General features: G+C 54.9%; 12 protein-coding genes. 5 read left to right on the forward strand and 7 right to left on the reverse strand.

The annotated features are described in order from the left end of the window. Positions 1-10 precede the first annotated feature (10 nt). Both CCY01nite_RS06320 and CCY01nite_RS06325 read left to right on the forward strand, forming a co-directional pair. Positions 11-1,561, forward strand: a complete 1,551-nt coding sequence (locus tag CCY01nite_RS06320; RefSeq protein ID WP_146858850.1) for a RagB/SusD family nutrient uptake outer membrane protein — start codon at positions 11-13, stop codon at positions 1,559-1,561. A 101-nt stretch (positions 1,562-1,662) separates the two neighbouring features. Continuing rightward, entirely contained in the window at positions 1,663-4,107 is a 2,445-nt protein-coding gene (locus tag CCY01nite_RS06325) for a glycoside hydrolase family 31 protein (protein WP_146858853.1), read from the forward strand. Here CCY01nite_RS06325 and CCY01nite_RS06330 read toward each other — a convergent pair. The 4 genes from CCY01nite_RS06330 to hflX form a co-directional block, all read right to left on the reverse strand. After that, complete coding sequence (locus tag CCY01nite_RS06330) at positions 4,098-5,738, reverse strand: ArnT family glycosyltransferase (RefSeq protein WP_146858855.1); 1,641 nt, start codon at positions 5,736-5,738, stop codon at positions 4,098-4,100. The genes CCY01nite_RS06325 and CCY01nite_RS06330 overlap by 10 nt on opposite strands. 54 nt (positions 5,739-5,792) lie before the next feature. Beyond that, positions 5,793-6,656 (reverse strand): hypothetical protein, encoded by an 864-nt coding sequence (locus tag CCY01nite_RS06335; protein ID WP_146858856.1) that lies wholly within the window; start codon positions 6,654-6,656, stop codon positions 5,793-5,795. A gap of 66 nt (positions 6,657-6,722) precedes the next feature. Beyond that, positions 6,723-7,067 (reverse strand): Rieske (2Fe-2S) protein, encoded by a 345-nt coding sequence (locus CCY01nite_RS06340; protein WP_146858858.1) that lies wholly within the window; start codon positions 7,065-7,067, stop codon positions 6,723-6,725. Positions 7,068-7,070: 3 nt separating this feature from the next. Further along, on the reverse strand, positions 7,071-8,261 hold the full coding sequence (hflX, locus tag CCY01nite_RS06345) for a GTPase HflX (protein WP_146858860.1): 1,191 nt from the start codon (positions 8,259-8,261) through the stop codon (positions 7,071-7,073). 127 nt (positions 8,262-8,388) lie between these two features. Here hflX and CCY01nite_RS06350 point away from each other — a divergent pair, with 127 nt between their 5' ends. Then, complete coding sequence (locus CCY01nite_RS06350) at positions 8,389-10,350, forward strand: S9 family peptidase (RefSeq protein WP_246129868.1); 1,962 nt, start codon at positions 8,389-8,391, stop codon at positions 10,348-10,350. Between the two features lie 10 nt (positions 10,351-10,360). Next, a complete protein-coding gene (locus CCY01nite_RS06355) occupies positions 10,361-11,134 on the forward strand; it encodes an enoyl-CoA hydratase-related protein (RefSeq protein WP_146858864.1) in 774 nt (257 codons plus the stop codon). 122 nt (positions 11,135-11,256) lie between these two features. Here CCY01nite_RS06355 and CCY01nite_RS06360 read toward each other — a convergent pair whose 3' ends face one another. Beyond that, positions 11,257-11,958, reverse strand: coding sequence for an outer membrane beta-barrel protein (locus tag CCY01nite_RS06360; RefSeq protein WP_146858866.1), 702 nt, complete (start codon positions 11,956-11,958; stop codon positions 11,257-11,259). A gap of 248 nt (positions 11,959-12,206) precedes the next feature. Here CCY01nite_RS06360 and CCY01nite_RS06365 point away from each other — a divergent pair, with 248 nt between their 5' ends. Continuing rightward, complete coding sequence (locus CCY01nite_RS06365) at positions 12,207-15,179, forward strand: PAS domain S-box protein (RefSeq protein ID WP_146858868.1); 2,973 nt, start codon at positions 12,207-12,209, stop codon at positions 15,177-15,179. A 2-nt stretch (positions 15,180-15,181) separates the two neighbouring features. On the opposite strand, the gene CCY01nite_RS06370 is transcribed toward CCY01nite_RS06365, so the two are convergent. Together CCY01nite_RS06370 and CCY01nite_RS26580 are read right to left on the reverse strand one after the other, a co-directional pair. Beyond that, positions 15,182-15,679, reverse strand: coding sequence for a hypothetical protein (locus tag CCY01nite_RS06370; RefSeq protein ID WP_146858870.1), 498 nt, complete (start codon positions 15,677-15,679; stop codon positions 15,182-15,184). 10 nt (positions 15,680-15,689) lie between these two features. Beyond that, positions 15,690-15,845, reverse strand: coding sequence for a hypothetical protein (locus CCY01nite_RS26580; RefSeq protein ID WP_186830929.1), 156 nt, complete (start codon positions 15,843-15,845; stop codon positions 15,690-15,692). Positions 15,846-15,850: the final 5 nt, after the last annotated feature.

The raw sequence follows: 15,850 nt of genomic DNA on the forward strand, positions 1-15,850 counted from the left end.
AACTACGATCATGACCTTACATAAAAAATTAGCTTGTTTACTGCTGGCAGGATATACTTTCACTTCCTGCACCAAGCTGGACGAAAAACTCGGCTCTACCATCACCCGCAGCGAAGCGGACTCTGTGATCAAAGTGCCTTCGCTGCTGAAAACAGCCTACGACGCGCTGCAGCTGCCTTACCAGGACCAGTCCACCTTCTGGTCATTGCAGGAAATGACGGCGGATGAAGCCGTAGCGCCTACCCGCGGCGGCGACTGGGATGACAACGGCGTATGGCGCTCGCTGAAAACGCATACCTGGACGGCCGAGCATACACATGTGGGCGCCAGCTTCAACAACCTTTTACAATTGCAGTTCGCGGCCACCAACGTGCTGAACTTCCGGCCCTCCGCGCGCCAGGCGGCGGAAGCGCGTTTCCTCCGGGCTTTATCCATGTTCTCCGTGCTGGACGGATGGGGACAGGTGCCCTTCCGCACGCCGGAAGACAACCTGCTGAAGGCGCCGCAGGTATTGAAAGGACTGGATGCGCTGGATTTCATCGTGGAGGAGCTGAACGCCATTATGCCCGACCTGCCGGAACGCTCCGGCGATGTGCCCGCATTTGTTGCCAATAAAGACGCGGCCAGAACGCTGCTGATGAAATGTTATCTCAACAAAGGGGCCTTCGCAACGCCCGCCACGCCTACGTTTGACCCGGCGGACATGCAGCAGGTGATCACCCTGGCGAACGAGATCATTTCCAGTGGCCGGTACAGCCTGGCCAATAATTATTTCGACAATTTTACACAGAACAACAACGTACTCTCTACAGAGAACATCTTCACCCAGGAGAACGGCCCCGGCCTGAGCACCGCGCGGTCCGGCAACGCGGCTTTCTGCCATTGGGCGCCCACACTGCATTACAACCAGACGCCGGGCGGATGGAACGGCTTCACCACCATCTCCGATTTTTACGACAAGTTCGAAGCGGTGGATACCCGCCGTGGCGGCGCCTATACCGGCGTGACCAATCTCACGGGGCTCCATGTGGGCATGCTCGTGGGTCAGCAATACAACAGGGACGGCGTGGCGCTGAAAGACAGGAAAGGCAACATGCTCATCTTCACCCGCGAAATACAGTTGCAGGAAACCGGCAACGATCTTGAAGTGAAAGGCATCCGCGTGGTGAAGTATCCGCCTGACATGATCACGCCGAACGGTTCCAACAGCAACAACGGGAATAACGACTGGGTATTTTTCCGGTATGCCGATGTGCTGCTCATGAAAGCGGAAGCCCTGCTCCGCACCAACGGCGCGCCGGCCGCATTGCTGATCGTCAACGAACTGCGGGTGAAACGTAAAGCAACGCCGCTCGCAGCTTTAACGGAAGATATATTACTGGATGAACGCGGACGTGAATTTTATTGGGAAGGATGGCGCCGGCAGGACCTGATCCGCTTCGGCAAATTCCTGGAGCCCTGGCAACTGAAGCCGGAGGATGATCCGAGGAACCTGCTTTTCCCGATACCAGTCAACGATCTGGCTGTTAACCCCAATCTTTCACAGAATCCCGGTTATTAAAGATTGCTTGTCCAGGCAATCATCCATTGGGGCCGGCTGAAAAATATTCACTGTTTTTCAGCCGGTCCCGGTGGATGCCTTTTGTAAAAAATTCAGCTGTTATGATCTATAGACACATCCTTTTTTACCTTTTGATCGGCATTGCCACCTTCGCACAACCCGTCAGGGAACCCGGAAAAGTAACCGCCGTAAGCATTCACGGCCAGGAGATCCGCATCACTACCGAAAAAGCCTTTGCTTCCATCACCGCCTACAGCCCGTCCGTAATACGGGTGCGGATCGACAAACAGGCATTGGCGAAAGATTTTTCCTATGCCGTCATCGCGCAGCCAACCGCATTTCAGCCGCGCATTACGCAGAATGATCAGCAGGTGAAAATGGAAACGGATTCGCTGGTGGTGCACATCCGCAAAAATCCTTTTTCCATCGCCTTCCTGAAAACAGACGGCACCGTGATCAACACGGATGAACCGGGACTGCACACTTCCTGGATCGGGGAGGAAGTCACTACCTACAAAACGATGCAGGAAGGAGAACGCTTCATTGGCCTGGGCGAAAAGACCGGCAACCTCGACCGTAAAGGCAACGCCTACACGAACTGGAACACAGACGCTTACGGCTACACCACGGGGCAGGACCCGATCTACGCCACCATCCCTTTTTACATCGGCATTCATCACGGGCTGAGCTATGGTATTTTCTTTGATAACACCTGGCGCAGTGATTTCAATTTCGGGGCGAGCAACAACCGCTTTTCTTCTTTCAGCGCGAACGGCGGAGAGATGAACTATTATTTTATCTATCATCAGCGCGTGGCGGATATCATCACCGCCTACACCGGCCTCACCGGCCGCATGCCCCTGCCGCCGCTGTGGAGCCTCGGCTACCAGCAGAACCGCTACAGCTATTATCCCGACACCGAAGTGTACCGCATTGCGCAAACGCTGCGCGAAAAACAGATCCCGGCGGACGGCATTACGCTGGACATTCATTACATGGATGCCTACAAGCTCTTTACCTGGAACAAATCCCGCTTCCCGGACCCCGCGGCCATGAACGCAAAGCTGGCGAAGCTCGGCTTCAAAACCACCGTGATCGTAGACCCCGGCATCAAAGTGGAAAAAGGATACGCCGCCTACGAAAGCGGCCTGCAATCCGACATCTTCATCAAATACACAGACGGGCAACCCTATACCGGCCAGGTATGGCCCGGCTGGTGCCACTTCCCGGACTTCACCACCCCCAAAGGGCGGCAATGGTGGAAAGGCCAGCTCGAAAGCTACGCCCGCGCCGGCGTCTCCGGCCTCTGGAACGACATGAACGAGATCGCCACCTGGGGCCAGAAAATGCCGGACAACGTACTATTCAGCTTCGAAGGAAATCCTGTTACCCACCAGCAGGCACACAACGTGTATGGCCTGCAGATGATACGCGCCAGCTATGAAGGCTACCGCGCCATTACGCCCGGCAAACGGCCCTTCATCCTTACCCGCGCCGGGTACGCGGGTCTGCAGCGTTACTCCGCTATCTGGACGGGCGACAACCGCGCGGAAGAAGATCACATGCTGCTCGGCGTGCGGCTGATGAACAGCCTCGGCCTGAGCGGCGTGCCCTTCTCCGGCATGGACGTAGGCGGCTTCACCGGCAATCCCACGCCCAGCCTCTACGCCCGCTGGATGCAGATCGGCGCGTTCATTCCCTACTTCCGCAACCACACCGGCATCAACACCAAATCCGCCGAGCCCTGGGCTTTCGGGGAAGAAGTGCTGGAAATATCGCGCAACTACATCAACCTGCGCTACCGCCTGCTGCCGTATCTCTACGCCTGCTTCTACGACGCCACGCAAACAGGGCTGCCGCTCATGCGCACGCTGGCGATCGATCATACACACGATCCGAAAGTCTATGACGGCAGCTTCCAGAATCAGTACTGCTTCGGCCCGTCTTTCCTCATCGCGCCGTTTGAAAGTAAACAGGATTATGCGCCGGTGTACCTCCCGGAAGGGCGGTGGTACGACCTTTACACGGATAGCGTAGAGCAGGGTGGCCGGGAAAAGATGCTCACCTTATCCATCCAGCAACTGCCGGTATTCGTGAAAGAAAGCAGCATCATCCCGATGCAGACGTTGATACAGAACACCACAGAAAAACCCGCGGATACATTATTCCTCCATGTCTATCAGGGAAACGTGAAGAACGAATTTGTGTATTATGAAGATGACGGGGAAACATATGCTTATGAGAAAGGCGCGTTCTACAAACGCAGGATGACCTACGACCCGGCGGCCCGCACCATCACACTGGAAAAAGCTGCCGGTCAGTCGTCCTCCCGCTTCTCCGTGATCTCGCTGGTCCTGCACGGCTTTGGCGGTCAGCAGGAGATCCGTGTGAACGGTAACAATGCATCGCTGCAAAGCGGCAACTATGCTTTCATTCAGCCCGTTTCCCGCTTCGATCCGCAGGGGGAAAGTAACCCGGTGATCAGTTGCGCCGTGCGGACAACATCGTTCCGGAATGGGGCTGATCAGATCATCATTCAATTATAACTCACCCGCAGCAGGCACCGTTGCCCCAATGCCTGCTGCCTTGTTGCGTAATTCACGAACGGCAGGTCCAGCTTGCTGACATAAAAATGCGGGAATGTTTTCACCATCTCGCAACGGTAACCGATCTTCCGCAGCTCTTCCGCTTCCCCCGGTTCCGTGAAAAGCATTACCGGCGCATCGGCAGCAGCGGTACGCAGTTGCAGCGAATCGTAGCGCAGCACCGGCGCATCCAGGTAATAGGGGAAGGCATAGGAATTGACCTTCCAGAGCGAAACCGGTTGTTCTTTCAGCGCATGATTGGCATAGCGCGCGGCCGTGCTGCCGGACTGGTACCGCATCATATCCGGGTACCACATCCAGTTCAGGAACAGGTTCAGGATGAAGGTAGCGATGCAGGCGCGGTAGAAAAGCACCGTCTTTTTACCCTCGCCCAGCCGTTGCGGCAGTATCACAAAAGCCGCGATGAGCAGGGGCGCAATAATGATATAGCTCACGCTGAATTGCGGGCGGTACAGCACCGTCAGTCCCGCGATAGCCACGAAAATAATGATGATGACCGTCTTCAGCGCAATGCGGTAGAACTTGGTGCCGTCCGGCTCCTTCAGCGACAGCAGGTATTGCGCGGTGATGATGGCGAAGAAAGGGAACAGGATATTCAGGTAATGCGGCAGCTGAAAGCGGGATAAGGAGAACAGCACAAAAGTCACCAGCGCGGCGCAGAGGCAGTAATATTCCTTCCAGCCCCGGCGGAAGAACGCGGCATACAGGAACAGCGACCAGGGCAGGAACGCCCACAGCAAAGTATGCAGGAAAAAGAAAGGATCGCCGCTGCCGCGGATAGGGCCGGTATTCATGAACCGCCCGAACTGGCTGTCCCAGAAAAAGAACCGGATGCCGGAAACGCCTTTCTGTCCGAATACTTCCAGCTCCGGATGCTGATCGAACTGATAATATAATGCATATAATTCCGGCGTGATGAACAGCGCGATCAGCACAGCCGCCAGCAACCAGCGCAAATGAAAAAGCTGTTTCCATTGCCGCGTGATCAGCAGATGCCCGCCGATAGCGCTGCCGATGGGCACCAGCGCGAACAGCCCTTTCGTCATTACCGCAAACGCCGCAAACAGGGCGCCGGCCAGCAAATGATACCAGGGGCCTTTCTCCACGCTCCTGTAAAAATGATACACCGCCGCAATGATCATCCCCGTGAGGTAAGGTTCCGCTCTCACATCGTTATTGGATAAAACAAGATGCTGCGCCGTTAGCAGGATGCACACCGCCCAGCGCGCGGTTTGCGCATTGTACAGCTTTTCCGCGAAGCGGTAGGTGTAGACCGCGCCCGCCATCAGCCATAAAATAGCCGGCAGCTTGTAAGCCCAGGTTGTAAACCCGAACAGGTGATAGCTGAGCGCCATCATCCAGAAAGGGAAGTGCGGTTTGTCCAACCAGGCGTGGCCGTCCGCATAAAGATCAAGGTAGTTGCCGGTTTGCACCATCGTTTTGGCGATACCGGCGTAGAGCGCGCCGTCCGGCTCCAGGATAGTGATGTTCAGTCCGCTGAAATTGACCAGCGCCGCGGCCGTAATAACAAGCCAGGATATACGGAATTCAGAAAAAGTTCGGCTTTGCATCGTTCGGTAATTTACAGATACCGGAATACCGATGCAAATTATCTTTTTATAACATTATTTCAGCACGTCGTCGTCGTACTCGTAGCGGACGATATGGTATTTGTTCCCGATCGTGTAGGGATTTGTAAACCGCGCTTCCGACACCAGGCCCTGGGCGTTCAGCGCAGGATCGCCCACCATCTCGTCGAACCACATTTTGTCCCCGTGGTGGTTCCGCGACAGCCGGATCACATCTCCATGCAGCATGGGCATGATGATCACGCCGCCATGCGGCACATTGAAGCGAAGCCTTGGATTGGGGGCGGATTTGTAATCCAGGTAATCTTCGAACTCGCCCAGTGAATTGACGTACCGCATGTAGTTCCCGTTTTCGAAAATATACCTTGTCGTGTCATCCGCACCGGTCTTTGCGTCTTCACCGATGGCCAGCACCTCATCGGCCAGGTATACGTATCGCGTCGTTGTTTCGGAGCCGTTGTAGGTGGACAGGTAGCTGCTGGCCGAGGGAATGGTGTCGCTGCCGCTGAAGGAGAACTTTATAACGGCCTGCAACGTCGGCCCGCTGCCGGAATATTTCCGCGCTTCCACCATCCGGTGGCTTGCATCATAGAAAAATGAATCGACCTGTATCCGCTGAAGGTTGGCCGTATCGTTGACGGCGGACGCATAGACTTCCTGCGCCAAAGGTTTGTAGTGTGCATTGTAATGTATGCGGGATTCACGTTTGCTGATGGTGTTGGGCGGCCCTTCCGGGTCGGGGAAGAATTGCTCGTAAACATCCAGCTGCACCCATTTGACGATTAGCCAGCCGGGGTTCGTGGATGGTTCCGGTTCAGGAACGGGTGGATGCGGGTCTTTAATGCAGCCGGAAACTGCCAGGACCGCTGCAAGCGCAGCCAGTTGGAGGGGTGTTTTCATAGCGATTCAGATATAGGATAAATATACCTGAATAGCGTTTCATGGCCGATACTCGTTTCAGTAGTTTTAAAACCCGAGCCAGCTCTTTTCCATGCCTACATAAATGCCGTCTTCCCGCTGCTCAACGGGATACGTACGCAGGTAGAATCCTTCACCACTGCTGTTGTAACCGTTCCGTATGCTGAATTTATACCGGTGGAGGGGGCACACCACATTTCCCTGCGCGTCAATGAACCCTTCAGACATCAGTCCCCCGGCATGCGGGCATTTATGCGCGAAAGCATATAACTGCCCCTGGAAGCGGGAGAAACAGATCCTTTTCCCTTTCACTTCATGTACCACGATCGCCTGTTCCGCCACTACGGCGTCATCCGCGTCCGTGAGCCGGTGCCAGTTGTATTGCTTGCTCATGTTTTAAAAGAAAAATTCAGATTTATAAGGATACCGCACACGGTACAGCTCCACCACCTTATCGAGGATGGTCTTGCGCAGCTCATCGATGTTGCGGCGTTCGGTGGCGGACACGAATACGCAGTTGCCGTGGGTGCGGTGCTGCCAGCTTTCTTTCAATTGCTGGAGGATGTCCTTTTTCACATCTTCGGTCAGCCATTCATCGAAGGTCAGCTTTTCGTAGAGGTCCATTTTGTTGAAGATGAGGATGGTGGGCTTGTCCAGCGCCTTCAGCTCCGCCAGCGTACGGTTCACCACTTCTATCTGGTCTTCATACTTGGGATGGGAGATGTCCACCACATGCATGAGGATGTCGCTTTCGCGCACTTCGTCCAGCGTGGATTTGAAGCTTTCCACCAGGTGATGGGGCAGCTTGCGGATAAACCCTACCGTATCGCTGAGCAGGAAAGGCGTTTGCTCGAACACCACTTTACGGGTAGTAGTGTCCAGTGTGGCGAAGAGCTTGTTTTCCGCGAACACCTCGCTTTTGCTGATCAGGTTCATCAGCGTGCTTTTGCCCACGTTGGTATAACCCACCAGCGCTACACGGATGTATTCGCCGCGGTCTTTCCGCTGTGTGAGCGCCTGTTTGTCGATTTCCGCGAGGCGCTTGCGCAACAGCGATATCTTGTCTTTCACGATACGGCGGTCCGTTTCAATCTCCGTTTCACCGGGGCCTCTCATCCCGATTCCCCCTTTCTGCCGTTCCAGGTGCGTCCACATCCCGCGCAACCTCGGCAGGATGTACTGGTACTGCGCCAGCTCCACCTGCACCTTGGCCTGTGCCGTCCGCGCCCTGCGGGCGAAGATGTCCAGGATCAGGTCGCTCCGGTCGATCACCTTTACTTTCAGTTCCTTCTGTATATTGGAAATCTGCGAGCCGCTCAGCTCGTCATCGAAAATCACCAGTGAAATATCCCTGCTGGCCACAAACTGCCGGATCTCTTCCAGCTTGCCCTTTCCCACGAATGTGGCCCTGTCCGGGTGCGGGAGCTTCTGCGTAAAGCGCTTCACCGCTTCCGCCCCGGCCGTATCGGCCAGGAAAGCCAGCTCGTCCAGGTACTCCTGCACCTGCGCCTCCGATTGTTCCTTGTGAATGAGCCCTACCAGTACCGCACGTTCGTTGCCTTCTATTGCTTGTTGTTTCTCTATCAAAATTTTATCTGTATTTCTGCAAAGTTAATGATTTCGTTTTTCCCTAAATTTATGGCTCATCACAACAAAATCTACACCAATGCGGAAAACGTTCCTGGTTGCAGGTATTTTATTTATTCAACACAGCATGGCACAACAGAAAATGAGCCCGGAGCTGCTCTGGCAGCTGGGAAGGGTAAGCGGGGAAACAGTTACGGCCGATGGCGCCGTGCTGTACGGCGTGAGCCGGTATAACCTGGCGGACAATAAAAGTGAAAGGAACCTCTATGCCATCCCGGCCAAAGGAGGCGCCGCAAAGCAGCTGACCAGCGGTCCGGGTGCGGAATCCGGCGCCCAGGTGCTGCCGGACGGGCGCATCCTCTACAATTACAAAGGCCAGCTGTGGGAAATGGATAAAGACGGCGGCAACCCCGTACAGCGTACCCATGTGGAAGGCGGCATGCAGAACATCCGCATTTCCCCCAAAGGCACGCACATCCTCTTCTCCAAAGAAGTGAAGCTGGAAAAGATACTCGCCAAAGACCTGTACACCGATCTTCCGAAAGCTAACGCGCAGGTGTATACGACGCTGAACTACCGCCACTGGGATACCTGGGAAGACGGCAGCTACAACCACGTTTTCTACGCCACCTACGATGCGGCGACCGGCAAAACCGGCGAACCGGTAGACATCATGAAAGACGAGCTGTTCGATTGCCCGCAAATGCCCTTCGGCGGCGCGGAAGATTTTATCTTCGACCCCACCGGCACACAGATCATCTACGTCTGCAAAAAGAAACACGGAAAAGAATACGCGGTCAGCACCAACACAGACATCTACCGTTACAATCTCCTCACCGGCCAAACCGAAAACCTCTCCGAAGGCATGATGGGCTACGACACCCAGCCGGTATTCAGTCCCGATGGCAAACAGCTCTCCTGGCTCAGCATGGCCCGCGATGGTTATGAGGCGGACAAAAACGACGTGATCGTATACGACCTCGCCGCCAAAACCCGCGTCAATCTTACGAAAGACTGGGATGGCACCGTTTCCGCCAGCCGCTACAGCAACGACGGCAAAAGCATCTTCTTCCTCGCTGTCGTGAAAGGCACCGAACAGGTATTCGGCATCGATCTGCGCAGCAAAGCCGTCAAACAATTGACGAAAGGCCAGTTCGACATCAACGGCTTCGTGGGGCAGACCGGGAATACCCTGGTGGTAACCCGCGCGGACATGAACCATGCCGGCGAATTATATACGGTAGACATTAAAAAAGGCGATGTAAAACAGTTGTCTGATGTCAATAAAGATATTTACGGCAACCTCGGCATGAGCAAAGTGGAAGAAAGATGGGTGAAAACCAGCGACGGCCAGCAAATGCTGGTGTGGGTGATCTTCCCGCCGGACTTCGATCCCGCAAAAAAATATCCTACACTGCTGTATTGCCAGGGCGGGCCGCAATCCGCCGTTTCACAATTTTATTCTTTCCGCTGGAACTTCCAGCTGATGGCGGCGCAGGGTTACATCATCGTAGCGCCGAACAGAAGAGGCATGCCCGGCCACGGCGTGAAATGGAATGAAGAGATCAGCAAGGACTGGGGCGGCCAGCCCATCCGCGATTACCTCGCGGCGATTGATGACGTGAGCAAAGAGGCGTACGTGGACAAAAACCGGCTGGGCGCCGTGGGCGCGAGCTATGGCGGATATTCCGTGTTCATGCTTGCGGGCGTGCACGAAAACCGCTTCAAGTCCTTCATCGCGCACGACGGCCTCTTTGACCTCCGCAGCTGGTACGGCACCACGGAAGAACTGTGGTTCGCCAACTGGGACATCGGCGCTTACTGGGACAAAGCCAACGAAAAAACGCATGCGCAGTTCAACCCCAGCAATTTTGTGAACAACTGGAACACGCCCATCATGATCGTGCAGGGCGGCATCGACTACCGCGTGGGCATAGAACAGGGGCTGCAGGCGTTCCAAGCCGCGCAACTGAAAGGGATCAAAAGCAAGCTGCTGTACTTCCCGGAAGAAAATCACTGGGTGCTGAGCGCCCAGAACGCCATTACCTGGCAGCGGGAATTTTTCTCCTGGCTGAAGGAAACCTTATAAAACCGCCATTATGCTGACCTACCACGTTGAGAAAAACATCGCTACCATTACCCTGAACCGCCCGGAGGTATACAACGCCTTCAACGACGCGCTGAGCTTCGAGCTGCAGGATGCGTTGAAGAAAGCGGAAAAGGACGCCGCAGTGCGGGCCGTAGTGCTCACCGGCGCGGGCAAGGCGTTCTGCAGCGGGCAGGACCTGAAAGCCTCGATGGAAGACGGGCGCCCGCGCAATCTCGGGGAATCGCTGCACAAGCGCTACAACCCCATTATCCGCGCGATCCGCAACATGCCCAAGCCGGTGATCTGCCGCCTGAACGGTGTGGCCGCCGGGGCGGGATGCTCGCTGGCGCTGGCCTGCGATGTGATCATTGCCTCGGAGCAGGCATCCATGATCGAGATATTTATTAACATAGCGCTGGTGCTGGATTCAGGCTCATCGTACTTTCTGCCCCGCACCGTGGGCTATCACCGCGCGTTTGAGCTGGCTACCAAAGCCACCAAGCTGACTGCCGCGGATGCGCTGCAGCTGGGGCTGGTCAATAAAGTGGTGCCGGCTGACGAGCTGGACGCTGCCGTGCAGGCGGAAGCAGAGTTCTATGCCGGCGCGCCCACCAAAGCGATCGGCCTGCTCAAGAAAATGCTCACGAAGGGCATGACGGAGAACCTGGACGCAGTGCTGGATTATGAGGCGTATTGCCAGGAGATAGCGGGGAAGACGGAGGACAATGCGGAAGGGGTGAAAGCGTTCCTCGAGAAGCGGAAGGCGGTGTTTATGGGGAAATAGGAAAACTTCCGGGAGAAAGCGGAAGAATGTTCCGCGTGAAGCGTACGCCGCGTTTACAGAAAAAGCGAAAAATAAAGGGGCTGACCATTGCTTTTGGTCAGCCCCGTCTATTTAAATAAAGCTTACAGTCCGCTTAAAGTAATACCGATAGAATACGGCCGCACATCTACGCCTGAGTTGTCTTTGAACAGCGGGTTCAGGTTCACCGCGCCGAAGACGCCGATGTTGCCGTAACCTACGCGCGCGGTAGCCGCAAAGCGCCAGGGGTTGAAGAACCGCCTGTTCTGTTCCTTGATGATATTCTTTTCACCGCCGAGGGTGTTCTTTCCTTTGGTATGCGCATTGACCAGCATGCCCACCTTGGCGCCGATCGCCGCTTTAAAGCCTTTATTAGCGTTTTCCGGCACCTGGCGGAAACGGAATTCCAGCGGGATCTCCAGGTAAGTGGTAGCCACCTTGTACTTGCGGTAAGTTTCGGACCGCTCAAAACGCACAGCAGTGGAGCTGCCATTAGACATATCCAGGATATGGTCTTTCAGGATCACACTGCTTGTGCTGATGCCCAGACCGCCCGCAAAGCTGAATTTGGTGGCTTTGATGGGGAAATCGTACATCAGCGCAATGTTAAACCCACGGTTCAACCCGAACTTCAAACTGTCAGGCGCCTGCGCCCAACCATCATAAGACAACTGGATCATGAGAAAATCCCGGGAGTAGGAAGCCCGCTCCTTTGCTTTACCCACGGCTGCTCCAGCTACATTGTCCTGCGCAAAAACACCCACGGAAACCGCGATAAGACCAAGTGTAAAAAGTACTTTTTTCATAATATGTTTAAATGCCTGGCAAAAAGAATATCAGGCAAATTTAATGGAATGTTATAAACCAAAGGGTTAAAATATTGCAAAAATAAATCATGGTAAGCCCACTGGCCGCCGAATACATAAATTAAGTAACTTGTGCCGCTAGTATTCAGCAACACCAAATCAATCTCGCTATGCGGAACGCCGCCGTTAATCCTGATATGTGAATGCTTAATGACATTGCATAGTGCGGTTGCCAATATTTTGTTTGCATGAAAAAATTCAGCGCCCCTGTTCTGACCATCATCCTGGCCACCATTACCGCTATCGCCTGGTTCGTTTATCATACCTGGTCTGCGGACGCGCGCCTTGTTTCCAATAAAGCATCTATCAAACATTCTACTGATCTCATCCGGCAGGTAGAGCAGTTGAACTATACCATGAAAGCGATGGAATCCGCCGTCCGCGCATTCGTGATCACCGGCGACACCGGCTTTTTGTACCAGGACGAATATATGGAAGCGCAATTGCGGGCGCCCATGCAAAACCTGCTGATCCTGGAACGGCAGGACCCCCTGCAGGTGCAGCGCATGGATAACCTGAAGACCGCCGTGCTGAAGAAGATGTCTTACTTCCGCTACCTGATCCGCGCCGCCCGCGAAGCGCCGGTGGTGGCGGGCGCCATGATCCAGACGAAAAACGGCGCAATGGTTACGGACGATGTGGAAAAGCTCAGTTACCAGATCATACAAACAGAACGCCACAAAGTCAACACCCGCCTGTCTACCGCCTGGTTCAAACGTATTCCTTTCTTCATGACCCTGCTGGTGATGCTGTGCTGCTCCGGCTTCATTGCCGGCGCGATCCGGCAGCTGCTCCGGGAAAGGCGCGCGATCCGCTCGGCGGACCTCGACCTTCGCGTCAGCGAAAGCAAATACCGCCGGCTGGTGGAAGGATCGGGCGTAACCATCTTCACCACCAACCGCGGCGGCTACTTCACCTATGTCAGCAGCAAGGCGTACGACCTCACGGGCTATACGCCGGAAGAGCTGATGAACAAGCCCTACTCGATGCTGATCGATCCGGCGCAGCAAAAGGAACTGCAAACATTCTATGAAAAGCAGGCTTATGAAGGGCCGGCAGAAACAACTTATGAATTCGCCATCGTTCACAAGAATGGTGAAAGAAAATGGGTGGAGCAGCAAGTGGTACTACAGCGGCACAAAGGCATTTTCTCCGGCTACCAGTGCGTGGTGAAAGACATCCATCACCGCAAAATGATACAGCAGGAACTGGAGCATACACAGAACGAGATCAACATCCTCCATCAGCGGCTGCATTCCATCCTCCAGAATTCCCCGGCGCTCATTTATATCAAAGACCTGCATGGCCGCTACCTCCTTGTGAACAACCGCTTCCAGGAAGCCACCGGCATCCGCGAGGAGCAGATCATCGGGAGAACGGACAGGGATTTCCCCGCTGTGCTGAAACCGGAGCGCAACCAGGAAAGCGACCGGGAAGTGGCGTTGTATGAGCAGCCGGTGGAGATGGAAGAAATGATCACCGTTGGCGGAAAGCCGCATTATTATTACGTCACCAAATTCCCGCTGCGCGATCATACGCAAAGAGTATACGGCATCTGCGGTATTGCCGCGGATATTTCCGACCGCATTGAACATGAGCATGCCATTATGCACGCGCGCAAAAAAGCGGAAAGCGCCAAACGCACACAGGAAATATTCATGGCCAACATGAGCCACGAAATACGCACGCCGCTCAACGGCATCATCGGCAGCACCAACCTGCTGCAGCAAACGGACATGCAGCCGGAGCAGAGAGAATTTGTGAATGACATCAAGGATTCCGCCAGCAACCTGCTGACGATGGTGGATGCGCTGCTGGACTTCTCCCGCATCCGCTCCGGCAAGCTGGTATTGACGCAGGTGGATTTTGATCCTTGCTACCTCATCCGCAAGATCATCCACCATTACGGCCCGAAAGCCACGGAAAAAGGGCTGCGGCTGACTTCTGAAGTAGATGACAACATCCGCGAAAACCTGCTCGGTGATCCGCTCCGGCTGAAGCAGGTGCTGGAAAACCTGGTAGACAACGCCATCCGCTTTACAGACAGGGGCGCCGTTCATCTCGCGGTGAAGATGGCGGAACAGGATGATGTGAGCGCCACGCTTTCTTTTGAGCTGCGGGACACGGGCATTGGCATACCGGAACACCTGCAGCATGAGATATGGGAAGCCTTTGCGCAGGTGCAGAGCGATAATGAGCGCAAGCATGGCGGCGCGGGCCTCGGGTTGACGGTGGCCCGGCAGCTGGTGAAGCTGCAGCAGGGAGAGATGACGATCGGGAATAACCCGGGCGGCGGCACCATCATCCGTTTTATCATTCCTTTCAAACGCAACCTGTTCAGCCAGGAACCCGAAGGGCTGCCCACGTCCGCCCGCCATACCGTTCCCCCGCTGGCCGGTAAAAAGATCCTCATCGCGGAAGACAATCACATCAACCAGAAAGTAGCCAAACGCACCCTCATCCAGGGAGGCGCCGAAGCAGACATTGCGAACAACGGCCTGGAAGCCCTGCGCATGCTGCAGCAACAGGCGTACGACCTGATCCTGATGGACATCCAGATGCCGGAAATGGACGGCTTCCGCGCCACCCGCCACATCCGCGAAGCCGGATCAGGCATCCCCATCATCGCCATGACGGCCTCCGCATTGAAAGGCGACCGTGAAAAATGCCTGCTCGCCGGCATGAACGAATACATTTCCAAACCCTTCATCCCCAACCAGCTGTACCAGAAAATACTGGAAGCGCTCGGCGAAAGACAACCCGCACTCGCCACTTTCAACGGCGCCGATTACGAAGAACAATCCGTGCCCGCCTTTATTGACCTGCATTACCTGCGGGGGATCGTGGATGACGACAGCGATTACATGCAGGACGTGCTGTGTACTTTCCTGGAAAGAGCTTCCGGCATTTTCGACAATCTTGTGAACAGCGCGCAGCAAAGCGCCTGGAAAGACGTGTACCGCCATGCCAGCCTGTTGCGCAGCAGCCTGAGCGTAGTGCGCATATTTCCCTTGCTGGACATTATCATGATGATAGAACAACAGGCGCGCCTCGGGGAGGATACGCACAGTATTCTGCCGAACGTGCACGTCGCGATCAAGATCTATAACGATGCGCAGGAAATATTAAAGAAGGAGATTGAGCAGATGGAAAAGCGTTAATGCTACCTCGCCGAGGGCGTTTTCTGGTTTCGCTTCACGGTCACCGCGCCCAGCAAAGCCGCCAGCGCGCCCAATGCGCCGTTCGTGAAAAACACATTGCTCAGCAGGAATATCCAGAAACCCTTTCTCTTGTCATCACTGTATTCGCTGATATGGCGGCCATCCTGCGAAGGAATGTCTATGCCCGTACCGGGCGCCGGTTCTGTTGCCAGGTGGATGATGATACTCGCCGCGGCTACAATGGCGATCACGATGCCCGCCGTGATCAGCCCGACTATAAAAAGATTGCCAAGCGAGGCGCCGCCGCCCATTACCTTGTTGGCGTGGATAACGGCGATCAGCACACCGATGAACAGTACACCGTTTACAATATAACCGGTCCACAGGTCGGAGAACCAGGCGGTCATATAAAATATCAGGGTAAGCAAGATACTTATCACTGAAATGATCGTTGCGTAAATAACGGCCAGGCGGAGGGGAGAATGAGTGGTTGCTTGCATATCCTGTGATTTAAAGTGAATGAATATCTTTTCCGTTCATGATCCGCCGCCGGAAACGGTTCAGCCTGCACTGCAATTGCTGCAGCCATTCGTCCCGGTGGGGAGATGAAATAACAAAGCCAATAAACATGCCTAGCATCAGGCCATTTCTGAAATGCTTGTTCATAACTG

It is taken from the genome of Chitinophaga cymbidii (assembly GCF_007992715.1).
Classification (GTDB): Bacteria; Bacteroidota; Bacteroidia; order Chitinophagales; family Chitinophagaceae; genus Chitinophaga; species Chitinophaga cymbidii.